Raw genomic sequence first — 25,653 nt, 5'->3', positions numbered from 1 at the left:
ATGTTAAGTTGGGCCATCACCTTCCTGATCATCGCCATTGTCGCTGCCGTACTGGGCTTCGGTGGTATCGCCGGCGCCGCTACCGGTATCGCGAAGATTCTCTTCATTGTCTTCCTGGTACTGTTCGTCGCTTCCTTCTTCTTCGGTCGTCGCGGTAGAGGTTGACTATGAAAGGGACGCTCTACAGAGCCCTGGCAGGCGCCCTGATGGTGGGGGCCTGTACAGCGGCGATGGCGGCCAATGACGGCCAGGTCCGGACCAGCCAACTGCTTGGTTCGGACCCCGAGTACCGGGAAACCTGGCAGAAAGTGGTCAAAAAGCAGGAGCGGCTGCCCGATTGGGTCATCAACCTCAGTGGTGCTTCCACCGAGCAGATGACGGCGATCGAGGAAGACGGCGACAAGTATCTGGTCGGCCCCTTGTGTGAGACCGAGCAGAGCTGCGACAGCAGCCGTCTTATCGTGGCCTTCAGCTGGGACAAGGATGAGGCATACGCGCTGTGGGTCCAGGTACCCGCCGGCCTGCCTGCCGACAAGTCACCCAGCCGTCACACCGACAAGCGTTGGTTGGGCGAGCCGAATGACGGCATGAAACAGATGCTCGAAGAGCAGCTGAAGAAAGACCCGAACTATTACTGAGTGTCGCCGGACGCATCAGTATCACCATGGAAGCTGAACCTTTTGCCTGTTCCAGTTTCTATGCTGCGCCCGCTCGAGGAGAGCGGACGCATGACCAGGGGGCCGGGCTGCTCTGATTGCTACAGGATCGGAGGGGCCTAGGGGTACAGGGAGTACCTCCTTCATGGGCCGGGTCAGGGTGGTAAACGGCAACACAGTCGTGGACCGGGGTCGCATGCCGCCAGGGCAGCCCCCGGTCAGACTTGTGCACCCGGCGCAAGCCTGATGCATTTCCCCGCTTGAAAGTGACAGATCGGCCAGACGGCTGACCACCCATCAAAAAAATTCCTGACTTCTTTGACCTGCCAAATGACGTTTTTCACGCATTCGGATTGTCGAACAACGCTGTTTTGCCGGTTTGTGGATACCGCTGTATCGGCCTAATCATGGCGCTTTGGCCTTATTCGGGATTCCGAACGGGTAGGTTTTCTGCCGCTGGGACGTCCGTTTCATGCCAAAAAGATCATGCCGATTCGGCATAGGGTAGTCATTTACGGCATTAGACTCAGTGCGCCTGCATCGGAATAGTTGCGCCTTTTTCGCTGGTCCGAGCGCCCCTTGCGCTCACTTGCGGTGACCTTCTACGGCGCATTGCCTGCACCATGAAAACTCCAGGGAATCGCTTTCAGCGGCTCTAGAATGCAGGTTTCAAGGCAGTGACCGTGTCCACTTGAACAAAGGGTAACGACATGAAGAAGGCAAAACTAAGCCTCGCCTGGCAAATCCTCATCGGTCTGGTATTGGGGATCGCCATCGGGGCGTTGCTGAACCATTTCAGTGCAGAAAAGGCATGGTGGATCAGTAACGTCCTGCAACCGGCAGGTGACATCTTCATTCGCCTGATCAAGATGATCGTCATCCCGATCGTGATTTCGTCGCTGGTCGTGGGTATCGCCGGGGTTGGCGATGCGAAGAAACTTGGCAGTATCGGCCTCAAGACCATCATCTATTTCGAGGTGGTGACCACCATCGCGATCGTGGTCGGACTGGTGTTGGCCAACCTGTTCCACCCGGGCGCCGGCATCGACATGAGCACCCTGGGCACCGTGGATATCTCCAAGTACCAGGCCACCGCCGCCGAGGTGCAGCATGAGCATGCGTTCATCGAGACCATCCTCAACCTGATCCCGTCGAACATCTTTGCAGCGCTGATGCGTGGCGAGATGCTGCCGATCATCTTCTTCTCGGTACTGTTCGGCCTGGGCCTGTCGAGCCTGCAGGCAGACATCCGCGACCCGCTGGTGAAAACCTTCCAGGGCGTGTCGGAAGCCATGTTCAAGGTCACCCACATGATCATGAACTACGCCCCGATCGGCGTGTTCGCCCTGATTGCGGTGACCGTGGCCAACTTCGGTTTCGCCTCGCTGCTGCCGCTGGCCAAGCTGGTGCTGCTGGTGTACTTCGCCATCGCCTTCTTCGCCTTCATGGTGCTGGGCCTGATCGCCCGCCTGTTCGGTTTCTCGATCCTGAAGCTGATGCGCATCTTCAAGGACGAGCTGATCCTGGCCTATTCCACCGCCAGCTCCGAGACCGTGCTGCCGCGCGTGATCCAGAAGATGGAAGCCTACGGTTCGCCCAAGGCCATCTGCAGCTTCGTGGTGCCGACCGGCTACTCGTTCAACCTGGACGGTTCGACCCTGTACCAGAGCATCGCGGCGATCTTCATCGCGCAGCTGTACGGCATCGACCTGTCGATCAGCCAGCAACTGCTGCTGGTGCTGACCCTGATGGTCACCTCCAAAGGCATTGCCGGTGTGCCGGGCGTATCGTTCGTGGTGCTGCTGGCGACCCTGGGCAGTGTGGGCATCCCGCTCGAAGGCCTGGCGTTCATCGCCGGTGTCGACCGCATCATGGACATGGCGCGTACCGCCCTGAACGTGATCGGCAACGCCCTGGCGGTGCTGGTCATCTCGCGCTGGGAAGGCATGTATGACGATGCCAAGGGCCAGGCGTACTGGAACTCGCTGCCGCACTGGCGCAGCAAGACCCCGGCGCCGGCTGGCGAGACCGCTCAGCACTAAGCTGCTGACGGCCTGAAACACAAGAGCCCCGACCCGTCGGGGCTTTTTGTTGCCTGCCAGAAGCTTCGCCGGCAAGGCCGGCTGCTACAGACGATGCCGAACCTGTAGGAGCCGGCCTTGCCGGCGAATGGGCCGCCGCCGTTTATGGCGTCTGCCTACCCACCCCGCTATCATGCGCTCCAACTTGCAAGGGAAACGACCAATGCTCAACGGCCTCTGGCTCGGCTTTTTCGTGGTGGCCGCCCTCTCCGCACTGGTGCAGTGGCTGGTGGGTGGCAACGCGGGCATCTTCGCCGCCATGGTCGAGAGCATCTTCGCCATGGCCAAGCTTTCGGTCGAAGTCATGGTGCTGCTGTTCGGTACCCTGACCCTGTGGCTGGGCTTTCTTAAGATCGCCGAAAAGGCCGGCATCGTCGACTGGCTGGCCAAGGTACTCGGCCCGCTGTTCCGTCGCCTGATGCCCGAGGTACCGCCCGGCCACCCGGCGCTGGGCCTGATCACCCTGAACTTCGCCGCCAACGGCCTGGGCCTGGACAACGCCGCCACGCCTATCGGCCTCAAGGCCATGCGCGCCCTGCAGGAGCTCAACCCCAGCTCCACCACGGCAAGCAACGCGCAGATCCTGTTCCTGGTGCTCAATGCCTCGTCATTGACCCTGCTGCCGGTGACCATCTTCATGTACCGCGCCCAGCAAGGCGCTATGGACCCGACCCTGGTGTTCCTGCCGATCCTGCTGGCCACCAGCGCCTCGACCCTGGTGGGCCTGCTGTCGGTGGCGGTGATGCAGCGCCTGCGCCTGTGGGACCCGGTGGTGCTCGCCTACATGGTGCCCGGCGCGCTGCTGCTGGGTGGCTTCATGGCGCTGCTGGCGGGCCTGTCGGCCACCGCGCTGGCCACCCTGTCGTCGATCCTGGGCAACCTCACGCTGTTCGGCCTGATCATGCTGTTTCTGCTGATCGGCGCATTCAAGCGGGTGCCGGTGTACGAAACCTTCGTCGAAGGTGCCAAGGAAGGGTTCGACGTGGCCAAGAGCCTGCTGCCCTACCTGGTGGCGATGCTGTGCGCGGTCGGCGTGCTGCGCGCCTCGGGGGCGCTGGAGTTCGGCCTGGACGGCATTCGTCATGTAATCGAATGGCTGGGCTGGGACACGCGTTTCGTCGATGCCCTGCCCACCGCGCTGGTCAAGCCGTTCTCCGGCAGCGCGGCGCGGGCCATGCTGATCGAGACCATGCAGACCCACGGGGTGGACAGCTTCCCGGCACTGGTGGCCGCGACCATCCAGGGCAGCACCGAAACCACCTTCTACGTGCTGGCGGTGTACTTCGGCGCCGTGGGTATCCAGCGCGCACGCCACGCCGTGGGCTGCGCGCTGCTGGCCGAGCTGGCCGGGGTGCTGGCGGCCATCGCGGTGTGCTACTGGTTCTTCGCCTGAGCCACGGTCCAGTCCACCAGTTGCGCCATCAGCCGGTCGGTGGCCTGGCCGAAGCCGCCGACCACCGCCGGTACCTGGGTCTGCGCCACCGGCTGGCGCACCTCGAAGCTGTGGCTGGCCAGCACGCGCTGGGTACGCCCCTGCACCAGTCGCGCATCCAGGCGCACCACTACTGCCAGCCCGGCATCGCTGTACTCGCTCTGGAACGCCTGCAGTTCGCCGACGATCTCGTAGTCGGCCTGCAGGTTGGCGTCGTCGGCACTTACCCGCTGTACCCGGCCGTCGCGCTGGAAGGCGTCGAGCATGCGGTTGCGCAGCAGTGCGGGCACCGGGTCGGCCCAGCGTGCGCCCTTGTAGCTGCTGATCAGGTTGCCTGTCGGCACCACGGCAATGCGCGGTGTGCCGAGGATCTCGCTGGCCAGCGGCTTGTTGATACGCAGGGTCCAGGCCACGGGTGCGGCGTTGCTGCGCACCGGTTGCGCCGCCGGCAGGCGGTACACGTCGGCCGGCTCCGCCTTGGGCAGGATCGAGCAGGCGCTGCTCAGGCTCAGCAGCGCGGCCAGGGCGAGGGTGCGGCAGGGGCGGCTCATGGGGTGAACTCCTTGTTTTTGTCGCGGCCCAGCAGGTAACCGCTGGGGTTGGCCTCCAGGCGCTGGGAGATGCCCTTCAAGGCAGTCAGGGTATCGCGCAGTTCGCGGATCGCCGGGGCCAGTTCGTTGAAGCCCTGGGCGCCGCTGGTGATCGCCTCGCGGTTGTCGGTGAGCAACGCGTCGATGGTGGCGGTGCTGCGCGCCAGCGACTGCATGGCCTGGTCGGCGCTGTTGACGATCTGCTTGCCGTCGCTGCCGAGCAGGCTGTTGGCGTTGCGCATCAGCTGGCTGGTCTGCTCCAGCGCCGCGCCGGCCTGCTTGCCCACCTGGGCCATCTGCTGGATGGCCAGGCGGATGTCGTCGCGCTGCCCGGCGATCGCGCCGGTGGTCTGCTCCAGGTTGGCCAGGGTGGCGCCCAGGCGGGTGGCATTCTCTTCGGAGAACAGCCGGTTGGCGTTGTGCAGCAGCAGGTTGATGTTGGTCACCAGGTCGCTGCTGTTGTTGAGCAGGCGCGCAATCGGCGATGGCGAGGCGACGATCACCGGCAGCCGGCCGCCCTTGCCTTCCAGCGGCGGGCTCTGCGGGGTGCCGCCGCTGAGCTGGATCAGCGAGGTGCCGGTGACGCCGGTCAGGGTCAGCTTGGCCTGGGTGTCCTGCTTGATCGGGGTCTCGGCGCTCAGGCGGATCTGCGCCAGCACCCGGCGGGGGTCGTTGGGGTCCAGGCGCAGGCTGATCACATCGCCCACCTTGATCCCGCTGTACTGCACCGCACTGCCCTTGGACAGCCCGGTGACGGCCTCGTTGAACACCACCTCGTAGTCCTTGAAGGTGCTGTCGACGCTCGACTTGGCCAGCCACAGGCCGAACAGCATGGCGCCGGCCACCACCAGCACGGTGACCAGCCCGATCAACACATGGTGCGCGCGGGTTTCCATTTCAGTTCTCCTTGAGCGCTGTGGCGGCCTGGTAGGCCGCACGGCCGCGCGGGCCATGAAAATAGTCGTGAATCCACGCGTCGTCGGTTTCCGAGACCTGGTCGATGGGGCCGGCCACCAGCACCTTCTTCTGCGCCAGCACGGCCACGCGGTCGGTGATGGTGTAGAGGGTGTCCAGGTCGTGGGTGATCAGGAACACGCTCAGGCCCAGCGCATCGCGCAGGGTCAGGATCAACTGGTCGAAGGCGGCCGCGCCGATCGGATCGAGCCCGGCGGTGGGCTCGTCGAGAAACAGGATGTCCGGGTCCAGCGCCAGGGCGCGGGCCAGGGCGGCGCGCTTGATCATGCCGCCCGACAGCGACGCGGGGTATTTGTCGGCCGCCGACAGCGGCAGCCCGGCCAGGGCCAGCTTGACCCCGGCCAGGTGCTCGGCGTCGGCGCGGCTCAGGCCGGCATGTTCGATCAGCGGCAGTGCGACGTTCTCGGTGACGGTCAACGACGAGAACAGCGCGCCCTTCTGGTACAGCACACCGAAGCGACGTTCCACCTGCGAGCGCTGCTGGTCGCTGGCCTGGCTGAGGTCCTGGCCGAAGATCCTCACCGTGCCTTCGTTGGGCCGGCGCAGGCCGACGATGCTGCGCAGCAGCACCGACTTGCCACTGCCCGAGCCGCCGACCACGGCGAGGATCTCGCCGCGGTACAGGTCCAGGTCGAGCTGTTCGTGCACGCTCTGGGTGCCGAAGCGGTTGCACAGGCCCCGCACCTCGATGACCTTCTCGCGGCTTGCCTCACTCACCAGCTCATCTCCATGAAGAACAGCGCGAACACCGCATCCAGCACGATCACCACGAAGATCGACTGGACCACCGCCGAGGTGGTGTGGGCGCCGACCGATTCGGCGCTGCCGGTCACCTTGAAACCTTCCAGGCAACCGATGGCCGCGATCAGGAAGGCGAAGAACGGCGCCTTGGCCAGGCCCACCAGGAAGTGCTGCACGCCGATGTCGCTTTCCAGCAGCGACAGGAACATCGCCGGCGAGATGTCCAGCGACACCGCGCACACCACGGCGCCACCGATGATGCCGCACAGCATCGCGACGAAGGTCAGCAATGGCAGCGCGATCAGCAGCGACAGCACCCGCGGCACCACCAGCAGCTCGACCGGGTCCAGGCCCAGGGTGCGGATCGCATCGATTTCCTCGTTGGCCTTCATCGAGCCGATCTGCGCGGTGAAGGCGCTGGCGGTGCGTCCTGCCATCAGGATGGCGGTAAGCAGCACGCCGAATTCACGCAGGAACGAGAACGCCACCAGGTCGACGGTGAAGATGCTCGCGCCGAAACTGGCCAGCACCGTGGCGCCCAGAAAGGCCACCACCGCACCCACCAGAAAGGTCAGCAGCGCGACGATGGGCGCCGCGTCCAGGCCGGTCTGTTCGATGTGCGCGACCACGGCGGTCATGCGCCAGCGCCTGGGTTGCAGCAGGCGCCGGGCCAGGGTGGCGATGATCAGGCCGATGAAGCCGAGCAGTTGCCGGGTGTCTTGCCACAGCACGTCGACTGCCCGGCCGATGCGGCACAGCAGTTGGGTCAGCACGGACGTTTCCGGCTGGCGCTCTGGCAGGCAGTAGTCCTGTAGCGAGCAGTACACGGTGTGCAGCAAGGCGCGGTCGGCGGCCGACAGCGGGCTGGCGTGGTCATCGGCCAGTTGCCCCAGGCGCTCGGCACCCAGCAGTTCGACCAGCAGCGAGGCGCCGGCGGTGTCCAGCTTGCCCAGCTGGGCGAGGTCGACCTGGGCGCTGGCATCGTACTGGCCGTGCAGGGCCTCGGTGCTGCGCTTGAGCGGCGTGTAGTTGGCCAGGGTCCAGTCGCCGGCGATGCGCAGGCAGGCCGGGCTGCGCGTGGTATCGAGGGTGGCGCTGGCGGGGGTGACGGTGGTGGTCATAGGCTCCAGACAGTCCGGCAGGCGCTCCAGTGCGCCGGGTCAGAGCATAGCGTCACTTGGCGACGGATGCTTGACCGTCATCAACCACCTCGAAGCGCAGCACGCCGATCACCTGGCCGTCTTCGGTGAGCACGCGCACCTGCCAATGCCCGACCGGGTTGCTGGGGAACACCTGCTTGTGGGTCCAGGCGCGGTAGCCTTCCTTGCGCCCGCCATTGATGTTCAGGGCAATGCGATCGACCTCTTTGCCGTCCTGTTTCCATACGTGGTAGATGCGTTCGTTGAGGCCGCGCGGGGCCTTGATCGCGGTATAGGCATAGAGCCCGGCGCTGCGGATCTGGCTGGCGCTGACCTGCTCCAGGCTGTCGCCGGGGGTGCGGTTCTGCAGCTGGGTGCTGATGGCCACTTCGGTCATCCACAGTGTCGCCGGCGGCACCCACGAGCGCAGCAGCCAGCCGCTGCCGCCAACGGCCAGGGTGACCAGCACCAGCATGGCGGCACGGCGCCAGTGATTGATCGGGAAGCTGCTGGCCAGGCTCGGGAACGACAGCAGCATGGCGATGCCCAGCGCCAGCTTGAAGCTCTGCGACGTGGTCAGGTGCAGGATGATCGGCAGCGCCGTGAGCAGCGCGGCGAACAGGGTCAGGGTGTGCAGGGCCAGGAACAGCCAGCGGCGCGGCGCCAGCCAGCGGTAGTACAGCGGGTCGACGATCGACACCAGCCCGGCGCCGGCCAGCAGGCCGGTGAACACCAGCTGGCCGCTGTTCCAGGTGGTGGTGACGAAGAAGAACGGCAGCACGAAGAACAGGCTTTCCTGGTGGATCATCTGCGTGGCGTAGCGCAGCAGCGGCTGCGGGATCTCGCGCTTGAACAGGCGGGTGAACAGCTGGGTGAAGGTGTTCTCGAACATCAGCCACAGCCAGCTCACCAGCAGCAGGATGGCGACCCAGCTGGCCAGGCCTTCCTGACGGTCTACCAGGATGAAACTGCCGATACCGGAAATGAAACCGCCGAGGGCGATGACCCCCGGGTAGCGCTTTATCAGGTCGATCAGGCGCAGGAGAAGTGCGGGCATGGTGGGGCGTTCGCTGGGTGAGGTAAAAATCTGTTACAGGATACGCTGCTTGCTGCGCTTGTAGGAGCCGGCGTTGCCGGCGAAGGCCGTTGCGCGTTCGGCGTGGCTGCGCGGTGCGGCATTCGCCGGCAACGCCGGCTCCTACATCCGCGGTAGCGTCAGCGGCGTCGCCGCCATAGCAGCATGCCCGCCAGCAACACCCCGACCCCCAACGCCCCCAGCCCCACCAGCTGGTCATACCCCAGCAACGGCTTCTCTACCCGCACATACCCAGGCTCGGCGAACAGCGCCTGCAGCGCCGCATCCGCATCCTCCAGGCTGACCTCGCGCAACCGGGTCTTCGCCTCGCCGACCCGACCGTCGGCATAGTCGTTCAACGCTCCCCAGTAGTAGTCGGCCAGCGCGCTGTTGCCCTGGCTGGTCCACGCTTCGCGGGCGATTGCCGCGGCCTTGATGCGCTCGAACGTGGCGCGGTCCAGGCCGTCCTTGCGCAGGCGCTCGATCATCTGCCCCAGGATCTGCTCGGCCGCCTCGACCTGATCGCTGTCCAGGTCGGCATTCAGGCTCAACAGGCCGGTGTCGCCAAAACGCTCGCGCTGCGCCGACGGCCCGTACGACAGGCTGTGCTGCAGGCGCAATTCGCGATACAGCGCCCAGTCCAGGTAGCGCTGCAGCAGGTCGTAGGTGGCGTCGTGGTTTTCATCCAGCACCGGCTCCAGGAACATCCAGTGCAACCGCGCACTGTCGCCCAGCCAGCCGCGGATCAGCTCGCGGCGTGCCTGGGCCTTGTGGGTCACGCCATCGAGTACCCGGCGCTCGCCCGGTTCCACCGGCTCCAGCAGGCCCCAGGTGCGCTCCAGGTAGGCGGGCAGCACGCGGTCCAGGCCGCCGACCACGATCAGGCTCATGTTGTTGGGGGCGTACCAGTGCTGGCGCAGTTCATTCACTTCTTCCAGGGTCATGTCCTGCACCGAGGAGCGCTCGGCACACTTGAGCCCCAGCTCCACCGCCAGCTGGTCGCTGGCGCGGTGGCCGAGGTCGTGGCGGTCCAGCCAGCGCTGCAGGTGGGTGTAGTGCCCGCCGTCTTCACGCTCGACGATGCTCTTCGACACCTGCAAGGCGTCGGCATCGATACGTGTGTCCTGGAGCACGGCCAGCAGCAGGTCGAGCACCTTGCGCTGGTTGCGCGCCGGGGCCTCGATGACGAAGGTGGTGTCGGCGCTGCTGGTGTAGGCGTTCCATTCACCGCCCAGGGCCTGCATGCGTTCTTCCAGCCCGCCTTCGCCCGTGTCGTCGATACCGCTGAACAGCAGGTGTTCGAGCAGGTGCGGCAGTTCCTGGCGCGCGCACGGGAAGTCGTCGAAGCCGATGCCCACCACCAGTCGGATCGACACATGGTCGCGCTCGTAGCCGGGCTTGAGCAGCACCTGCAGACCGTTGGGCAACAGGTAGCCCTCGACCTGGGTGCGGTCGAGGGCAAAGCTTGAAGGGGCGCTCAGCAACAGGCAGATGAACATCAGGCAACGCATCACAGGCTTCCTTGCACGGGTTCGGGGCAGCGCCGGGTCAAGGCGAATGGGCATCGTCCGGTACGCTGTCGATCATCAGGGCGCCGGTATCGCTGCCGCCCAGTACCGCATAGGCACTGCTGCAGAACAGCGAGTTGAGACGTTTCATGTCGGCGATCAGTTCCAGGTGCAGCGAGCTGGTCTCGATGCTCTGCACCACCTTGCGCTGCAGGCGGCTGACGTGGGCATGGGCCAGGCGCCGCTCCTGGGCGCGGAAGCGGCGCTTCTCGCGCAGCAGCTGGCGTGCGCTGTGCGGGTCGCCACTGAGGAACACCGACAGGCCCAGGCGCAGGTTGGACAGCAGCTGGGTCTGCAGCACGGTCAGCTCCTCCAGGCCCACCTGGGAGAACTCGCGGCGCTGCGACGTCTTCTGCTGCTGCACCTTGCGCAGCATGCGCTCGATCAGGTCGCTGGCCAGCTTGAGGTTGATCGCCAGCTCGATGATCTCGGCCCAGCGCTGGCTGTCGTGCTCGCCGAGGTCTTCGCGGGGCATCTGCGCCAGGTACAGCTTGATGGCGTTGTACAGGCCCTCGACGTCGTCGCTGAGGGTGCGCACCTGCTGGGTCAGCGCGGTCTGGCTGCCGCGCAGCACGTTGAGCATGGCATCGAGCATGCTGTCGACCAGGTCGCCCAGGCGCAGGGTCTCGCGCACCGCGTTGGCCAGTGCCAGGCTCGGGGTGTCCAGCGCGGCAGGGTCCAGGTGGCGGGGCTTGGCGTGGCCGTTGGTTTCCTCGCGCTCGGGCAGCAGCCAGCGGCACAGGCGCCCCATTGGCGTCGCGGTGGGCAGCAGGGCCAGGCAGCGCAGGGTGTTGTAGATGAGGTGGAAGCCGATCACCAGCTCTTGCGGGCTGAAGGTCAGGCTGTCCATCCAGTGCACCAGCGGGTCGAGCACCGGGATGACCACCAGCAGGCCGATCAGCTTGTACAGCAGGCTGCCCAGCGCCACCTGGCGCCCGGCGGCGTTCTGCATGCTGGTGCTCAGGAACGCCAGCAGGCCGCTGCCGATGTTGGCGCCGATCACCAGGCCGATGGCCACCGGCAGGCTGATCATTTCGGCGCCGGCCAGGGTGGCGGTGAGCAGCACCGCGGCCAGGCTGGAATACGAGATCAGGGCGAACAGCGCGCCCACCAGGGCGTCGAGCAGGATGTCGCCGGTCAGCGAGGCAAACAGCACCTTGACGCCCTGGGCCTGGGTAATCGGCGCAGCGGCCTCCACGATCAGTTGCAGGGCCAGGATGATCAGGCCCAGGCCGATGCCTACGCGCCCCAGTTGCCCGGCGCGGGTCTGCTTGCGCGAGAGGAAGAAGATCACCCCGAGGAAGATCAGCAGCGGCGACAGCCACGACAGGTCCAGGGTCAGCACCCGCGCCATCAGCGCGGTCCCCACGTCGGCGCCGAGCATGATGGCCAGGGCCGGGGTGAGGGTCATCAGGCCCTGGCCGACGAACGAGGTCACCAGCATCGCGGTGGCGTTGCTGCTCTGCACCATGGCCGTGACCAGGATGCCGGCGATGAACGCCAGGGGCCGCTTGGCCATGTTCTGGCTCAGCAATCGGCGCAGGTTGGAACCGTACACCCGCAGGATGCCGGTACGTACGATATGTGTGCCCCAGATCAGCAGGGCCACGGCCGAGAGCAGGTTGAGCAGGGTCAGCATACTTACGGCCCCCTGTTAAGGCGCCCCAGTGGGGCAAGTGGATGACGCGGTGAGCCTGGCCTGGTGACCGGCGGTTTTTTCCAGTGCTCACTTAAGCTGTAGTCGGCCAAGGGCCGTGGCGCCAGCATGGCATGCATGCACAGGCTTTGAAACCTCGCGCGCCGGTTCGGGCATCTTCGCTGGCGCGTTGCCGTCCCAAAAGACAAAAGGCCCCATTCGGGGCCTGTTGTTCAACGCAGCCAGTGTTACTGACCCGGAATGTCCTTGCGAAGTTTCACCGGGTCGCTCTGCTGTTTCTTTTTCGCCGCCGCGGTGCGCATCTTGATGTTGATCGCCTCCACCGCCAGCGAGAAGGCCATGGCGAAGTAGACGTAGCCCTTGGGCACGTGCACGTCGAAGGCTTCTGCAATCAGCACGGTGCCGACCACGATCAGGAACGACAGCGCGAGCATCTTCAGCGACGGGTGCTTGTCGATGAACTCGCTGATGGTCCTGGCGCACAGCATCATCACCAGCACCGCGACGATGATCGCCGCCACCATCACCGGCACGTGGGACACCATGCCCACTGCGGTGATCACCGAGTCCAGCGAGAACACGATGTCGATGATCGCGATCTGGATGATGGTGTACAGGAACTTGCCACCGGCCTTGCCGGAAGACGGCTCGTCGTGGGTTTCGTCCTCGCCTTCGAGGCCGTGGTAGATCTCCTGGGAGCTCTTCCACAACAGGAACAGGCCGCCGAAGAACAGGATCAGGTCACGCCCGGAAATGCCCTGGCCGAACACATGGAACAGGTCGGCGGTCAGGCGCATGACCCAGGCGATCGACAGCAGCAGCAGGATGCGCGTGACCATCGCCAGCGCCAGGCCGAAGATCCGGGTGCGCTGCTGCATGTGCTTGGGCATGCGGCTGACCAGGATCGAGATCATGATGATGTTGTCGATGCCCAGGACGATCTCGAGAGCCGTCAGGGTAAAAAAGGCAACCCAGATTTCCGGGTTGGTCAGCCATTCCATGTGTGTTCCTTCGAGCGTGTGGGGCGTTGCGCGCCGCAGGGGTCGACGCGCAAGCGTTGGGATGAAACGGATGAATTATAGGCTGCTGAACAGCGGGAAAATTCCCATCAGCAGCGCCGCGAACATGATGCACAGGCACACCAGCACCGCCCATTTGAGGGTGAAGCGCTGGTGATCGCCGAATTCTATACCGGCCAGGGCTACCAGCAAGTAGGTCGAGGGTACCAGCGGGCTGAGCAGGTGGACCGGTTGCCCGACGATCGAGGCACGGGCCATCTCCACCGGGCTGATGCCGTAGTGGCTGGCAGCTTCGGCCAGCACCGGCAGCACGCCGTAGTAGAAGGCGTCGTTGGACATGAAGAAGGTGAACGGCATGCTCACGATCGCGGTGATTACCGCCAGGTACGGGCCCATCGCTTCGGGGATCACCGCCAGCAGGCTCTTGGACATGGCCTCGACCATGCCGGTGCCGGACAGGATGCCGGTGAAGATGCCCGCCGCGAAGATCAGCCCCACCACCGCCAGCACGCTGCCGGCGTGGGCCGCGACGCGGTCCTTCTGCTGTTGCAGGCACGGGTAGTTGACCACCATGGCGATGCTGAAGGCGATCATGAACAGCACCGGCAGCGGCAGCAGGCCGGCGATCAGCGCGACCATCAGGGCCAGGGTCAATGCGCCGTTGAACCACAGCAGCTTGGGCCGGCGTGCGTCGGGATATTGCGATACGCTGATTTCACTGTGGTCGATTTCATCGCCCGGCAGGTGCAGTTCGCCCAGGCGGGCACGTTCGCGCTTGCCGTACATATAGGCGATGGCCAGGATGGCGAACACGCCGAAGGCCATGGCCGGGATCATCGGCACGAAGATGTCCGACGGGTCGACGTGCAGCGCGCTGGCGGCGCGGGCGGTGGGGCCGCCCCAGGGGGTCATGTTCATCACCCCGCCGGCCAGGATGATCAGGCCGGCCATGATCCGCGGGCTCATGCCCAGGCGGCTGTACAGCGGCAGCATGGCGGCCACGCAGATCATGTAGGTGGTGGCGCCGTCACCGTCCAGCGATACCACCAGGGCCAGCGCGGCGGTGCCCACCGAGACTTTCAGCGGGTCACCCTTGACCAGCTTGAGGATCTTGCGCACGGCCGGGTCGAACAGCCCGGAGTCGATCATCAGGGCGAAGTACAGAATGGCGAACATCAGCATCACGCCGGTGGGTGCCAGCTTGCTGATGCCCTGCAGCATCATCGGGCCGATCTCGCCCGAGAAGCCGCCGAACAGGGCGAAAATGATCGGTACCAGAATCAGCGCGATCAAGGCCGACAGGCGCTTGGTCATGATCAGGTACATGAAGGTGATGACCATGGCGAAGCCGAGGAAGGTCAGCATGGGGCAGTTACTCCAGGCGAGGCGCGTCGAGAAAGGGACGAACGGATCAGCGCAAGGTGCGCGGTGCTGGGAGTGACGGCGGGAGGGCAGGCAGAACGCGGGCGTGGAAGGACATCAGTATCACCATTGTTGTTGTTGATTGGGCCGGGCACTGCAGTAAAGTCAGAGCCCTGGCTGACCGGTCTTTTGCCGGAGGTGAGGCGATGCTAAGTGCCCAAGCTTTCAGCCAGCTTTCGGCAGCACAAAGGCGACAGAAGGTTTCATCAACCAGTGCGGGTCTGCAGGAGCGACGAGGATGGGCGAAGTGCATGAAGGCGGCTGCCATTGCGGCGCCGTGCGGTATCGGGTGGCGGGTGCGCTGGAGGATGTCGCGCACTGCCATTGTTCGGTGTGCCGGCGCGTGACCGGCGGGTTGCTGGTGACCTGGGCGACGGTGCGCTGCGAGGACTTCCAGTGGCTGCTGGGCACGCCGCAGCGCTACGACTCGTCGGCCAGCTGCGTGCGCTACTTCTGCAGCCGCTGTGGCGCGCACATGGCGCTGACCACCGACCTGAGCCCCGAAAGCATCGATATCACCATCACCACCCTGGACGCACCGGAGCAGGTGCAGCCGCGCCGGCATATCTGGACCGACAGCCGGCTGCCCTGGGTGCACCTGGACGAGCAGCTGCCGGGCGAGCCCGGCGAGACGCTATAGCGCGGGCTACTCGATGATCACCCCGCCCAGGCCCTTTGGCGTGTTGAACGACTGAGCGCGCAGCTGCTCGGCCTGGCGCAGGATGATCTGCGCCTGGCGGTTGCCAGGGTCCTGGCTGAGCACGCTGTTGGCCAGCGAACGGGCGGTGGCACCGTCACGACGGGCCAGGGCGCTGCGTGCCTGGCTCAGTTGCTGGCCCACCAGCCCGGCATTGGCTGCGCTGGCAGGTCGTTGTACGGGCGGGCGCGGGGTGGTGAGCGGACGCTGCTGCGCCGGCTGCACGACGCGAGCCTGTTGTTCCAGCTGTTGCTGGCGCTTGGCGAGCTGGGTTTGCTCGTCGCGTAGCTGCTGCTCCTTGGTGGCCAGTTCACGGGCCTGCTGCTCGCGTTGCGCCCGTTCGGCCGCAGCCTGACGAGCGGCTGCCGCACTGGCCGCGGCGGCTGCCGCCTGGGCCTTGGCCTGCTGGTCGCGCTGCTGGCCCTCGAGCCCGGCCTGGGCACGTTGCAGCAGGCTGATGGCGCGCGGGTCCTTGCTCTCGATGCGCAGCGCGCTTTCGGCTTTTTCCAGCGCACAGTCGAACTGGCTGCTGCGCAGGCACGCCTGGCCGGCGGCCAGTTCGGCTTCGAACTGCTGCAGCGACTGGCGCTGGCTGGCCTGGTAGGCACCGTAGCCGAGTACCGCCACAACCACACCGGCGGCCAGGGCAAGCTTGCGCCCGAGGTTGCGCGACTTGGCAGCCGGCGCCCCCTGCACTACCGGCGGTACGGGCGGCGGCGTCACTACCGGTGTGCTCACGATGCCTGCCGGGGCCAGCGTGTGCACCGGTTCGATCTCCGGCGCGGGCGCCGCTGCGGGCATGGCGGTCGGGGCCGCGCTCACCACGGCCACCGGCGCCGGCGCGGCGGGTGCAGCGGCCACAACCTGGCTGCTGGCGCCGCAGTACGGACAGAACGCCACCGGGCCGCTCAGGGGCTGGTTGCACGCGCTGCTGGCGCAGTTGAGCGGGAAGGCCGGATTTTTCGCGGATGCGGACATGGGGCCTTCCTCAGTTCACAGGCGGTGGCGCCATCGGCGCAACGGGCGGTGGGGTACCGACAGGCGGCGCTGCGGCGGGCGTCGGGGCGAACAGGTGGGCCAGCTCGGCGATCTGCCCGGCGCCCAGCCAGGCGGCCATGCCTTCGCGCCACAACAGGCTGTCGCGGGTCACCTGGCCGGTCTGCACGTACTGCTGCAGCTGGCTGGTGGTGTACGGGCCATAGTTGGTGCCGGCCACGCTCAGGTGGTAGCTGTACTGCGGTGCGGCTACCGGCGGTGGCACCATGCCGGCTGCGCCTGGTGGTGGCGGTGGCGCCATGCCCGGCATGGGGGCGGTAGCTGGCGTTGTGCTGGCGGCCGGCTGGAACAGGCTGTCGAGCCAGCCGCTGGTGAAGAAGTCCTTGAGCAGGGTGCGCTTCTCGCTGTGCTCGTCGTGCACTTCGTCGCGGTACACATCGGCGCGCGAGCCGCTGACCGGCTCGGTGAACTGCTGCAGCAACGCGCGCGCCTGCTCGACAAGGCGCTCGGCGTTGTCCGGGGCCTGGCGCTTGAGGCGGTTGTCGTACTCGTTTTTCAGCAGCTCGGCGATCTTGTACGGGAAGGTCTGGTACAGCGACGACACGCCGATTTCGTCCTGGCGCATCTGCGGCTTGTAGGCGCCGCGGCGCAGGTCTTCCAACAGCGCGACCATGGCTGCCAGTTGCTGCGGGCTGCGCAGTTGCTCGTAGCGTTGGCGCAGCTGGTCTTCGATGTCCTTGCGCTGCAGCTGGTTCAGGCCGTTCTGGCGGATCGCGAACTCGTCACCGACGCTGAAGTAGTCCTGGTCGATCATCAGTTCGTAGCGTTCCGACGGGTTGCGGCGCAGTACCCCCATCACGACCGCGTGCAGGTACAGCTTGAAGTCCTCGGCGAACTGGCGGTACTGCTCCTGGGTGAACTGGATCGGCTGCACGAACTGGCTGATGCGCTTGTGGCTGTGCAGCGGGATGGTGGTGCTTTCCTTGCGGTAGCTGGCCAGGTAGGTCGGCAGCGGGGTCAGCGCCGGCAGAGGGAAGCCGCTGAGCTCGGTAAAGCAGATCAGCTTGCCCGGGGTGCCCGACTCGACGAACTGGATCTGCCCGGCGGTCATGCCGGTGCCCTGTGGCAGGCACTGGCCGAGCATGGCGCCATAGGCGCGCTTGAACTCATTGGCGTCCTGCACGCCGACCAGGCAGGTGTAGCGGTCCTTGCCGATGCCGAAGCCGCCGGTGAGGTTGAGCGGGGTCCACGGCATGGCACGTTGCAGCAGCTGGCGGAACTTCTCGCGCTGCTCGTCCGGGGTCAGCGCGGCCAGCGCACTGAGCAGCGGGTCGGTGCCCTGGGTCTGGCGCGGCAGTTGCTGTACGGCCTTGGCGCGCAGCTTGGACAGCAGCTCTTCCTGGCCCTCCTCGTCCTGCAGCTTGCCGAACAGGGTCTTGGAACCGCCGAAGTCCTTGAATGCGTCCTTGGCCCACTCGCGTACCTGGGCGCCGTCCACCGGTTGCTCTTCGCTGTTCTGCACCAGCGCCAGGGGGATCAGCGTGGCGTGTTTTTCCTTGATGCTGGCGTCGATCTTGCTGATGTCGGTCTCGATCCGGCGCAGCAGCTGGTCGACTGCGTTGCGCCCGTCCTGCAGACGACCGACGAAGCCGTTCCACACCGCACGACCGCTCTGGTCCACCGACTCCTTGCGGCCCAGCCAGTCGGACAGCTCGCGCAGCAACTGGGCCGCCTCGCGCGCGGCCACATGGCGCACGTAGAACAACAGGCTGTCGCGCAGGGTGTCCTTGACCTGGGTGAGCACGGTCTCGGCCTGCTTGTCCTTGCCGCTGAGGCGGGCCATCAGGCCGCCGCCGGTGGTTTCCTTGAGGCGCTCGAATTCGCGGGCCAGCTCCGAGGACTCCAGCTTCTCGGCCAGTTCCTTGAAGCGTGCGGCGTTCTTTTCCAGCGCCGGGATGATGCCGCTGCCTTCGTTTTCCAGGCGGTCCTTGAGCATCTCGACCAGGGCCAGGGTGTAGTCCAGGCCACCGCGCTCATCGTCGTCCAGGCGACGGAAGAGTTTTTCCGGCAGGGCGTCTTCGCGCACCAGCTCGGCCAGGCGGCGCTGGCGGTTTTCCTTGATGCGCACCTCGTGGTTGCGCTCGGCACTGTCGATGTTGCTGCCCTTGGTGTCGCGTTCCAGCTGCTGCTGGATCTCGCGCACGTGGGTCAGCCACTGGTCCTTGTCGGCGCCGCCGCTGTGCAGGCGTTCGAACAACGCTTCGACCTTCTGCTCGATCTGGGCGGTGATGCTGTTGTCGCCTTCCACCAGCAGCAGGTCGTCGGCGATCTGGTAGTGGGTGAACTCGCCGGTGGCCAGGGTCAGCTCGACCTTGGACAGGAAGTCCGGCAGTTCGGTGAAGGTACGCGGGGTGACGTTCAGCTGCTCGCGCAGGAAGTCGTCACGCTCGCGGTCGGTAGGACGGTTGTCGTTGGCCGAGGCGTTGGCGATGCCGAAGAACGCCTTGAGCATCTGCTGTACCTGACGGCTCAGGCGCACGTTCTGACGCGCGTCGATCTGGGTGTCGAGCACGGCCTGGCCGAGCGAGGAGTACGAGCACGGGAAGCGCAGCTCGGTGTCGTCGCCGTAGTCCTGGGGCAGGCGCACAGTGTAGGAGCGGATCTTGTGCTGGTTCTGGTTGACCGCGATCGAACGCTTCTTGTTGGCGAAGTCCTGCGAGGTGAAGTCGGTGAACAGCACGTCCGAGAGCATCTCGTAGACGTCTTCCTGGTCGCTGGTCTTGGCCTGGGCGACGTTGCTGTTGTCGATGATGTAGACGTCATCGTACGGGCGGTTGTCGATGAACAGGTTGTCGGTGGCGTCCCAGTGCTTGACCAGGCGGTTGCCGCGCATGCTGGTTTCCAGCTCCATCAGCGCCGCGTAGCCGTTGGCCTGTACGCGCTCGGTGTTGTAGGCATGGAAGCCGCCGGGCAACACGAAGAACAGGTCGACCTTGCCGGCGATGTTGTGTTCCTTGAGGATCGCCTTGGCCAGGTAGCCCATGTCCAGGAACGAACCGGACCCGGTGCCGCCGGCCGCCGAGCCGCTGATGACGATACGGATCTTGCCGGGGTCGATTTCCAGGCCGAGCTTCTTGAGCTTGTCGGCGTTGCCGCCGATGTTGGCCAGCAGGCGCCCGACCTTGTCGCGCAGCTTGTCGCGGATCACCGGGTACTTGTCGTAGAAGTACAGGCGCGACAGCGCACGGATCTGCCCGGCGCCCTTGGAGGGGTCGATGCCCAGGGCGCGGATCTTGTCCGGGGTCAGCGGGAACCATTCGGCCACTTCACGGTGGCGGTTGAGCTCGTCCATCGAGTGGGTGTACTTGCTCAGGTTGAGCGGCTCGATGATCTTCTCTTCGGAGGTAAAGGCCACTTGTTCGGCCAGCACGTCGGTCTTGATCGACTTGCCGTCCTGGGTGACTTCGCCAGCATCCAGGTCGAAGTTGATGAACTGCACCAGGGGGAAGTCGGCAATCTGCTGCACCTGGTTGTTGCCGCCCCAGATGGCATTGAGAATGCGCCGGCGCAGGCGAATGTTGACCTTCATGCCGGTACCGCCCAGGGCGATGAACAGCGTCGGGTGGATCTTCTCGCTGACCATGTTCAGCGCTGCCGGGCCGGAAGGTTGTGCATTCTCGTTCATCTGAAACTCCATGAGCCCTGGCTGGGCTGGCCGAGTCGGGTCGGCGGGCTAAATCCGTGGATCAAATTGAAGCGTCAGGCCAGGCCTGACGCGGGCAGTGCAGGCCGGGCTCAGCGCTTGGCCGAGAAGGTCATCAGCCAGGCCACCAGCGAAATGCCGGCCACGCCAGCCAGTGGCGCAAGGTACAGCGGGGTGAGGAACTGACCGGAGTTGATCACCGCCAGCACGGCCATGGCCGAGACCAGCAGCAGGCCCAGGAACAGGAACCAGCCCGAGGCGTTGGCGCGGCTGGGGGCCACGCGCTCGCGCACGCGCCAGTTGGCGTAGGCGTTCTTGATCACGAAGAAGATCAGCGCCAGTACCACCAGCACGGCCACGCCGATCAGGGCGTCACGGCTGTCGACCTTTTTCGGGCCCAGGTCCATCAGCGGCGCCGGAACGCTCAGGGTGGAGGTGGTGGTGGCCGGTGCGGCGTCGTTTTCTACGGGGGCTGGCAGGGAGCTGGTCTGGGTCATGATCGGGGTCCTGGGTTATTTGAGGCGCACGGCGACGTCGGCGGCGAGTTTTTCGAGGGTGGCGCCGAACAGGCCGCGCTTTACGGTCGCGACCTTGTTCTGCCGGGCGTCATAGACGCTGGCGCTGCTGAACGGCTTGAGCGGGTATTGCTGGGCGATGCCTTCGACCATCACCGTGACCGGCTTCTTGCCGCCGATCAGGGCCTTGGCCAGCAACAGGCCGATCAACGCCAGCACCAGCAGGGCCAGCAGCAACAGCACCGGGCCCAGCGGGTAGCTGATCTGCAGCACGATCGGCAGGCGGGTGGCCGAAGCGCTGGCTTCGCTGGACGGCAGGAACACATCGGGCAGTGCATCGTTGGGGAACAGCTCGTTCATGCGCTCGATGAACTGCTGGGAAATCTGCAGTTGCTGCTCGCTCAGGCGCACTTCGATGGCCCCGGCACGCTGGTAGCCGCTGGACAGCAGCACTTCGCTGGACCACTGCGACGGCAGCGGCGGCAGTTGCAGGCTGATCGACAGCTCGTCGGAGCGGGCGCCGGGTTCGAGGTTCTCGATGCGGTCCATCGAGATCGCCGACTGCAGGGCTTCGCCGGGCATGTCCAGGCTCATCGCGACCTTGGCCGAGTGGATCTGGTAGGGGTTGAACTGGTTCTCGAAGCGGCCCAGCAACACCGCGGTCTTGGGCGAGCCGTCGACGTTGATGTTGAGCACCACGGTCTGCTGATCGGGGGCCAGCTCTGCACTGACGTCGGGGGTGTCCTTGACGCCGGTCGGGATGAAGCGCACGGCGGCCTGGGTCAGCGGCTTGAGGCGTACACGCGCGTCGTTCAGCAGTTTGGCCAGGGCCGGCTGGGCCAGCACCTGTTCCAGCGCGGCACCGGCATTGGCGCCGTAGGCCAGGGCGTAGATCATCAGGCCGTTGGCTTCGAAGTTGCTGCTCTTGACCGGCATCTTCTGCGGGAAGGCGGCGATGCGGCTGATCACGTCTTCCTTGTGCAGCAGGTCGTAGAACTCGCGGTTCTTGAGCTGGGTCTCGCTGCTGTTGTTGGGGCTGTTCTTGTTGTTGGTGACGATCCAGATGATGCCTTCGCGCCCTTCCAGGCCGGTCTTGATCGCGGCCAGCAGGGCTTCCTTGAAGTCGGTGTCGGCATAGGCGCCACTGGCCTTGCGTGCCAGTGCCAGGGCATTGACGCTGTCGCCGAGCTTGGCGTGGGTGCCGGGGCCGCGGTAGGTCCATTGCGGCGAGGGGTGGCTGCTGTCGGCCTGGTTGAAGGCGCCGATCACCACTTCGCCGTTGCCGGCGGCGGTGGCGGCCAGTTGCGTGATCAGCGGTTTGAAGCCCGAAGCCGGGTCGAGGTAGAACGGCTCCATCCAGCCGGAGTTCTGTACCAGAAACACCTGGCGCAGCGGTTGCGCCTGGGCGCTCAGGCACACCAGGCTCAGGGCCAGCAGCAGGCCACGGCGCAGCAGGCGGTTCATGCGTTCCATCGGTAGAGCGCTCCAGTCGAATCGATGTACAGCCACAGGGCGTTGTCGTGGAAGAACCACTGGGCGTTCCAGGGTTGGGCCACTTTGAGGGTGATGCTCAAGGGCGGCTGGCCCACGCGTTCCAGGCAGAACTGGCTGTCGATGGCCTGGTCGTTGCCGAAGAACTGTTGCAGGCTCGACGGCCACTCGACGCGCACCGACAGCAGGTACTGGCTGTCGATGAACTCGATGAAGGGGTAGACCACTTCGCGCCGGGTGGGGGTGTTGTCGACGTCGTGCTCGCCCCAGGGCGCATCCAGGCGCACGTTGAACATGTAGTTCAGGTGCCCGGTGCTCAGGCGCGAGCCTTTGACTTCCTTGCGTTCGTCCGAGTCCAGGCGCAGGCAGTACTGCTCGCTGCCCTCGAACAGTTGCTGCCAGATGCCGTAGCCGTTGACGAACGGCGGGCCGTATTCGGGGCGGGCCTGGGCACCGGCGGGCCAGCTCAGCCACTGGGCGTCCAGCTGGGCGCCGAGCTTGACGCTGAGGTAACCGTGGGCGCCGATCCACAGCAGGCGCCGCGAGGCCGGGTCGCGCAGTGGCGCGGACAGGCCCTGCAGGTGCGCCGGGTTGGCGTGGGCGATGGGGTGCAGGGTCCACTGTTCATTGTGGCGTGCCACCAGGCTGAAGCTGCCGTCGGGCATCTGCTGCGGGATCAGTACCTGGTCGTCGAGATCGCCGGGGGCGGCGATGGCACGGCCCGGGCAGCGGTCGACATGGTAGCGGCCATCGAGCGGGTCGACGCGCACCTCGGCGGCACCCTCGTCACAGGCCAGCAGCAGGCGTTGCTGTTCGCCCACCTCGCGCAGGCTCACGCCCCACGCCCAGCTGGGCAGGCTGCAACGGCCGATCGGGGTGCTGTGCGGCAACAGCGCCGCCCACTCCTGGGCCTGGCGCTGCCAGCGGAACAGGCTGCCGTCGCGGGCCAGCGCAAACAGCGCCTCGCGATGACCGCCCAGGTTGGCGACGAGAAAATTCAAGCCGTTCTTGCGTGGCAGCTGGTCGTACTTGTGCGCGGTGTTCAGGCTGCGCGGGGTAGCGCCGTCCAGCTTGCGGTACAGCGCGGCGAGGGTGTGTTCGGCACCGTCGAGCCGGCAACTGCCCTCCACCACCCGGCGTCCGCTGCCGTTGCCATAGGGCGGCAACCAGCGTTGCTGGCGGTCGAAGCGCACGGGTGTGAGGGCTGTACCGGTCTGCGGGCAATGGCGGAAGCTGGCCGGCAGCCAGCCCTGCGCACCGGGCGCCTGCTGCGCACCGACGAGAAAGTCCAGGTCGGGCTGCGCGTCTTCCAGCGCCTTGCCGGCGACGTGGGTCAGGGAGAACCTGCCATGGGCATCCTGCAACCAGCGTTGCCCATCCAGCGACCACTCGTACTCGCGGTCGTCTCCGACTACGTCCATATAATCCCACCATGCCAACGGTCGTCCGTGCGCGGCAGTGCCTGCTTGAGGTCAGGCCGTCACGTCGAAAGAAAGAGGTTCTGCGAAATGTCCCGGCGCCTTTCGGCGGGGCGCAATGGCAGCCAAATGCCATTTTTCAAGCGGCGAAATAGTGGCACAGGCAGTTACAAAGTCAACTACCGACTCAGGGCAATTGCAGCCCGCCAGCGGCCTTGTGCAATGCGCGCAGGTGTTCGCCGAGCTGCTTGAGGTTGGCTTCGACGGCGGCGATTTCGGCGGCGCGCTCGGGGCCGAGCAAGGCGCGTACTTCCTTGTCCAGGTCGCCGGTCAGGCGCTGCAGTTGCTGCTGGCGCTGGCTGCTGGCCTGCTCCAGCTGCTGGCGTTCGCTGGCCTGGGGCAGCCCGTAGCCGCTGCCGCTCAGCAGTTCGGCCGGTTTGCTGAGAAAGCCGCTGTTGGCAAGGATCTGCTGCAGGGTGCTGTTGGCCTGGGCCACGTTGGTGTCGTTGAGCTCGCGACCGCTGAGGTAGCGCTGCTTGACCTCGTCCTGGGCCAGCAGCAACTGGCGGCGCAGGCCGGCCTGTTCCAGCAGCAGCAAGGCCGCGCTGGTGCGCAGGTCGGCCTGGGCGAACCATTGCTGGCCCTGGGCGGGTGGCTGTTCGAGCCAGGCCTCCACGCTGGCCTGCGGCACCGGCAGGTGCTGCTTGAGCACCTGGAACATGGCCTGGTAGCGGTCGCGGTAGGAGTCGAAGCGGTAGCCCAGGCGCAAGGCTTCGCGCGGGTCGTCGAGCACGCTCATGTCGGCCAGGCCACGACCCTGCAGCACCTCGAGCAGGCCATTGGGCATGATGCTGTCGAGCCCGGCCAGGCGCGGGTTGCCGGTGCCGCTGCGCAGCAGCTTGAGGGTTTCGACCGCGCAGTTGTTGGACAGGAAGTAATAGTGGCCGTCGTAGTTCCAGTGCATCTCGGCGGCCTGGCGCACCAGGTCTTCGATTTCGTCCCGGTCGAGCTTGAGCGGGATCGAAGCCAGGCTGCGCAGTTCGGTCTTGGTGTACTCGTCGATCACCTGTGCCAGTGGCAGCACGAACAGGCGCGAGGGGTAGGCGCCGGTCAGGCCGTCCCAGCTCGATAGCTGCACGTCGTTGACGAAGGCACGGTACGAGAGCACCAGGTGCTGGTCCAGGTCCAGGCGGCAGTCCGGACCGCGTGGGCGCCCCGGCGCGCAGATCACCAGGCGCAGCATGCTGTGGCCCCAGCGGCTGACCCAGTTCTGGTTGGCTTCGGCCAGCAGGAAGTCCACGGCGTACACGCGTTCGGGGTCGACCTGGCCCAGCGGCTGCTTGTCGAAGTCGTTGCCGGCGTTGAGGAACGGCAGCCCCGGCGCGCACTCGGCAACGGCAGGCGCCCAGTCGAAATGCTCGCGCAGGTACTTGTAGAGGGCCGGGCGGCGACAGGCGTAGCTCGGGTCGAGGAGGAAGTACTCCATGTTGACCGCGATGAATTCCTTGGGGCTGCTCAGCTCGTAGCTGTCCGGGGTGCGTGCGATCTGGCGGTTGTGCTGTTCGCGCTCGCCACGCCGGCCCACGTATTGCGGCCAGCCGGCGAGGTCGAGCAGGCGCGGGTCGTCGCTGAGGGTGAAGCGGCGTTCGGTCTGGCCGCGGCATTCATCGGGCAGCCCCACCTTGCCCAGGCTGGTGTTCTGGCGCACGCAGCGGCTGATCAGCCGGCGCTCGGGCGCTGGCCACAGGCGGGCGCGGTCATACAGGTGGGTGAGCTCGTGGAGAACGGTAGCCAGCAGCTCCTGGTGCACCGTGCCATGCGGCCGGCCGGTCTGCGCGGTGGCAGCGCTGCCATCGGTGAGGCCCGGCAGCAGGCGCCGGTTGAGCTCCAGGCTCGATACCAGCGACGCCTGGCCATAGGCGTCTTCGGGCATGCGGGTGGTCCAGGAGACGTCGACGCGGCGGTCCAGCTCAGCCTTCAAGCGTGGCGGCAGGGCCTGCAGGGCTTCGTCGAGCAGTGCCTGGCTGGCCCGCTGCTGTTGCGGGTCGAGGCCGTCTGCCTGCAGGTGCAGTTGCAGGTCGGCCAGCGCAGGGGCGCCGAGCAGCGTCAGTACGCTGCCCAACAGCCAGGCAAGGGGTTTCACAGCGACAGGATGGCTTCGGCCAGCACCTGGTCGCTGGCGTCGCGTGCTTCGGGGACGCGCTGGCGCAGGGTATCGAAGGCAGCTTCCAGTTGCGCGCCACGGATATCGCCACGGCTGGCGACGAAGCTGGCGGCATCGTCACGGGCCTCGCGCACGACCTTGGAGTCGCGGATCGAGGTGGTGGTGTCGGAGGTGAAGTCGATCGAGCGGCCAAAGGCACGCACGATGATATTGCTGGTGGCCACCAGGGTTTGTGCCTGGACCACGTCGGCCAGCAGCATCAGGCCGAGGGTGGCGGCAATCAGCGGTTTACGCATGGAGCATCTCCGGAAAAT

Annotated in this window: 21 protein-coding genes; 5 read left to right on the top strand and 16 right to left on the bottom strand. The window is 66.0% G+C overall.

What is annotated here, in order from left to right; translation table 11 throughout:
* From V9K84_RS21440 to V9K84_RS21425, 4 genes are all read left to right on the top strand, one after another.
* Positions 1-165, top strand: coding sequence for a DUF1328 domain-containing protein (locus V9K84_RS21440; protein WP_009401691.1), 165 nt, complete (start codon positions 1-3; stop codon positions 163-165).
* 2 nt (positions 166-167) lie between these two features.
* Positions 168-638 (top strand): inhibitor of vertebrate lysozyme family protein, encoded by a 471-nt coding sequence (locus tag V9K84_RS21435; RefSeq protein WP_058542001.1) that lies wholly within the window; start codon positions 168-170, stop codon positions 636-638.
* Positions 639-1,366: 728 nt separating this feature from the next.
* Positions 1,367-2,698 (top strand): glutamate/aspartate:proton symporter GltP, encoded by a 1,332-nt coding sequence (gene gltP, locus V9K84_RS21430; protein WP_054916020.1) that lies wholly within the window; start codon positions 1,367-1,369, stop codon positions 2,696-2,698.
* Between the two features lie 202 nt (positions 2,699-2,900).
* Positions 2,901-4,130 carry a spore maturation protein gene (locus V9K84_RS21425; protein WP_043862311.1) on the top strand — a complete coding sequence of 410 codons (1,230 nt, stop codon included), beginning with the start codon at positions 2,901-2,903 and terminating at the stop codon, positions 4,128-4,130.
* Here the strand turns inward: V9K84_RS21425 and V9K84_RS21420 are convergent.
* The 9 genes from V9K84_RS21420 to V9K84_RS21380 all read right to left on the bottom strand — a co-directional run bounded on the left by V9K84_RS21420 (position 4,112) and on the right by V9K84_RS21380 (position 14,298).
* Positions 4,112-4,720, bottom strand: a complete 609-nt coding sequence (locus V9K84_RS21420; protein ID WP_338792431.1) for an ABC-type transport auxiliary lipoprotein family protein — start codon at positions 4,718-4,720, stop codon at positions 4,112-4,114. The genes V9K84_RS21425 and V9K84_RS21420 overlap by 19 nt on opposite strands.
* Complete coding sequence (locus V9K84_RS21415) at positions 4,717-5,655, bottom strand: MlaD family protein (protein WP_043862313.1); 939 nt, start codon at positions 5,653-5,655, stop codon at positions 4,717-4,719. Before V9K84_RS21415 ends, V9K84_RS21420 begins: the two co-directional genes overlap by 4 nt.
* 1 nt (position 5,656) lies before the next feature.
* Positions 5,657-6,451, bottom strand: a complete 795-nt coding sequence (locus V9K84_RS21410) for an ATP-binding cassette domain-containing protein (RefSeq protein ID WP_043862314.1) — start codon at positions 6,449-6,451, stop codon at positions 5,657-5,659.
* The gene (locus tag V9K84_RS21405) at positions 6,448-7,605 is read right to left on the bottom strand and encodes an MlaE family lipid ABC transporter permease subunit (protein ID WP_173925070.1); all 1,158 of its coding nucleotides are present in this window, start codon (positions 7,603-7,605) and stop codon (positions 6,448-6,450) included. The genes V9K84_RS21410 and V9K84_RS21405 overlap by 4 nt, the downstream gene beginning before the upstream one ends.
* Before the next feature lie 43 nt (positions 7,606-7,648).
* Positions 7,649-8,671, bottom strand: coding sequence for a DUF5924 family protein (locus V9K84_RS21400; RefSeq protein ID WP_054916017.1), 1,023 nt, complete (start codon positions 8,669-8,671; stop codon positions 7,649-7,651).
* Between the two features lie 158 nt (positions 8,672-8,829).
* Positions 8,830-10,200, bottom strand: coding sequence for a pitrilysin family protein (locus V9K84_RS21395; RefSeq protein WP_088514219.1), 1,371 nt, complete (start codon positions 10,198-10,200; stop codon positions 8,830-8,832).
* A 37-nt stretch (positions 10,201-10,237) separates the two neighbouring features.
* Entirely contained in the window at positions 10,238-11,896 is a 1,659-nt protein-coding gene (locus tag V9K84_RS21390) for a Na/Pi cotransporter family protein (RefSeq protein WP_043862318.1), read from the bottom strand.
* Between the two features lie 245 nt (positions 11,897-12,141).
* The gene (locus V9K84_RS21385; protein ID WP_043862319.1) at positions 12,142-12,915 is read right to left on the bottom strand and encodes a TerC family protein; all 774 of its coding nucleotides are present in this window, start codon (positions 12,913-12,915) and stop codon (positions 12,142-12,144) included.
* A gap of 75 nt (positions 12,916-12,990) precedes the next feature.
* On the bottom strand, positions 12,991-14,298 hold the full coding sequence (locus V9K84_RS21380) for a CitMHS family transporter (RefSeq protein WP_043862320.1): 1,308 nt from the start codon (positions 14,296-14,298) through the stop codon (positions 12,991-12,993).
* Positions 14,299-14,593: 295 nt separating this feature from the next.
* Between V9K84_RS21380 and V9K84_RS21375 the strand changes: the two genes are divergently transcribed.
* Positions 14,594-14,995 (top strand): GFA family protein, encoded by a 402-nt coding sequence (locus tag V9K84_RS21375; RefSeq protein WP_043862321.1) that lies wholly within the window; start codon positions 14,594-14,596, stop codon positions 14,993-14,995.
* A gap of 6 nt (positions 14,996-15,001) precedes the next feature.
* On the opposite strand, the gene V9K84_RS21370 is transcribed toward V9K84_RS21375, so the two are convergent.
* The 7 genes from V9K84_RS21370 to V9K84_RS21340 form a co-directional block, all read right to left on the bottom strand.
* Positions 15,002-16,030 carry a hypothetical protein gene (locus V9K84_RS21370; protein WP_088514220.1) on the bottom strand — a complete coding sequence of 343 codons (1,029 nt, stop codon included), beginning with the start codon at positions 16,028-16,030 and terminating at the stop codon, positions 15,002-15,004.
* 10 nt (positions 16,031-16,040) lie between these two features.
* Positions 16,041-19,733, bottom strand: coding sequence for a tubulin-like doman-containing protein (locus tag V9K84_RS21365; protein WP_168186825.1), 3,693 nt, complete (start codon positions 19,731-19,733; stop codon positions 16,041-16,043).
* Between the two features lie 110 nt (positions 19,734-19,843).
* Positions 19,844-20,248, bottom strand: coding sequence for a hypothetical protein (locus V9K84_RS21360; protein WP_054916013.1), 405 nt, complete (start codon positions 20,246-20,248; stop codon positions 19,844-19,846).
* A gap of 15 nt (positions 20,249-20,263) precedes the next feature.
* Complete coding sequence (locus tag V9K84_RS21355) at positions 20,264-21,739, bottom strand: hypothetical protein (RefSeq protein ID WP_043862324.1); 1,476 nt, start codon at positions 21,737-21,739, stop codon at positions 20,264-20,266.
* Positions 21,727-23,178 (bottom strand): hypothetical protein, encoded by a 1,452-nt coding sequence (locus V9K84_RS21350; protein ID WP_088514222.1) that lies wholly within the window; start codon positions 23,176-23,178, stop codon positions 21,727-21,729. The genes V9K84_RS21355 and V9K84_RS21350 overlap by 13 nt, the downstream gene beginning before the upstream one ends.
* 184 nt (positions 23,179-23,362) lie before the next feature.
* Complete coding sequence (locus tag V9K84_RS21345; RefSeq protein WP_338792421.1) at positions 23,363-25,318, bottom strand: DUF4105 domain-containing protein; 1,956 nt, start codon at positions 25,316-25,318, stop codon at positions 23,363-23,365.
* Positions 25,315-25,635 carry a DUF2388 domain-containing protein gene (locus V9K84_RS21340; RefSeq protein ID WP_043862327.1) on the bottom strand — a complete coding sequence of 107 codons (321 nt, stop codon included), beginning with the start codon at positions 25,633-25,635 and terminating at the stop codon, positions 25,315-25,317. The genes V9K84_RS21345 and V9K84_RS21340 overlap by 4 nt, the downstream gene beginning before the upstream one ends.
* Between the last annotated feature and the right edge of the window lie 18 nt (positions 25,636-25,653).

The sequence above is a fragment of the Pseudomonas sp. AE27 genome, from assembly GCF_037113495.1.
GTDB classification, from domain to species: domain Bacteria; phylum Pseudomonadota; class Gammaproteobacteria; order Pseudomonadales; family Pseudomonadaceae; genus Aquipseudomonas; species Aquipseudomonas palmensis.
This window is presented reverse-complemented; position numbering and strand designations above follow the sequence as displayed.

Coding starts and splice junctions, on each gene's coding strand:
- V9K84_RS21420 (WP_338792431.1), bottom strand. CDS start 4,720: ATGAGCCGCCCCTGCCGCACCCTCGCCCTGGCCGCGCTGCTGAGCCTG.
- V9K84_RS21440 (WP_009401691.1), top strand. CDS start 1: ATGTTAAGTTGGGCCATCACCTTCCTGATCATCGCCATTGTCGCTGCC.
- V9K84_RS21415 (WP_043862313.1), bottom strand. CDS start 5,655: ATGGAAACCCGCGCGCACCATGTGTTGATCGGGCTGGTCACCGTGCTG.
- V9K84_RS21365 (WP_168186825.1), bottom strand. CDS start 19,733: ATGAACGAGAATGCACAACCTTCCGGCCCGGCAGCGCTGAACATGGTC.
- V9K84_RS21400 (WP_054916017.1), bottom strand. CDS start 8,671: ATGCCCGCACTTCTCCTGCGCCTGATCGACCTGATAAAGCGCTACCCG.
- V9K84_RS21370 (WP_088514220.1), bottom strand. CDS start 16,030: ATGTCCGCATCCGCGAAAAATCCGGCCTTCCCGCTCAACTGCGCCAGC.
- V9K84_RS21395 (WP_088514219.1), bottom strand. CDS start 10,200: ATGCGTTGCCTGATGTTCATCTGCCTGTTGCTGAGCGCCCCTTCAAGC.
- V9K84_RS21340 (WP_043862327.1), bottom strand. CDS start 25,635: ATGCGTAAACCGCTGATTGCCGCCACCCTCGGCCTGATGCTGCTGGCC.
- V9K84_RS21390 (WP_043862318.1), bottom strand. CDS start 11,896: ATGCTGACCCTGCTCAACCTGCTCTCGGCCGTGGCCCTGCTGATCTGG.
- V9K84_RS21360 (WP_054916013.1), bottom strand. CDS start 20,248: ATGACCCAGACCAGCTCCCTGCCAGCCCCCGTAGAAAACGACGCCGCA.
- V9K84_RS21355 (WP_043862324.1), bottom strand. CDS start 21,739: ATGGAACGCATGAACCGCCTGCTGCGCCGTGGCCTGCTGCTGGCCCTG.
- V9K84_RS21380 (WP_043862320.1), bottom strand. CDS start 14,298: ATGCTGACCTTCCTCGGCTTCGCCATGGTCATCACCTTCATGTACCTG.
- gltP (WP_054916020.1), top strand. CDS start 1,367: ATGAAGAAGGCAAAACTAAGCCTCGCCTGGCAAATCCTCATCGGTCTG.
- V9K84_RS21350 (WP_088514222.1), bottom strand. CDS start 23,178: ATGGACGTAGTCGGAGACGACCGCGAGTACGAGTGGTCGCTGGATGGG.
- V9K84_RS21385 (WP_043862319.1), bottom strand. CDS start 12,915: ATGGAATGGCTGACCAACCCGGAAATCTGGGTTGCCTTTTTTACCCTG.
- V9K84_RS21425 (WP_043862311.1), top strand. CDS start 2,901: ATGCTCAACGGCCTCTGGCTCGGCTTTTTCGTGGTGGCCGCCCTCTCC.
- V9K84_RS21435 (WP_058542001.1), top strand. CDS start 168: ATGAAAGGGACGCTCTACAGAGCCCTGGCAGGCGCCCTGATGGTGGGG.
- V9K84_RS21375 (WP_043862321.1), top strand. CDS start 14,594: ATGGGCGAAGTGCATGAAGGCGGCTGCCATTGCGGCGCCGTGCGGTAT.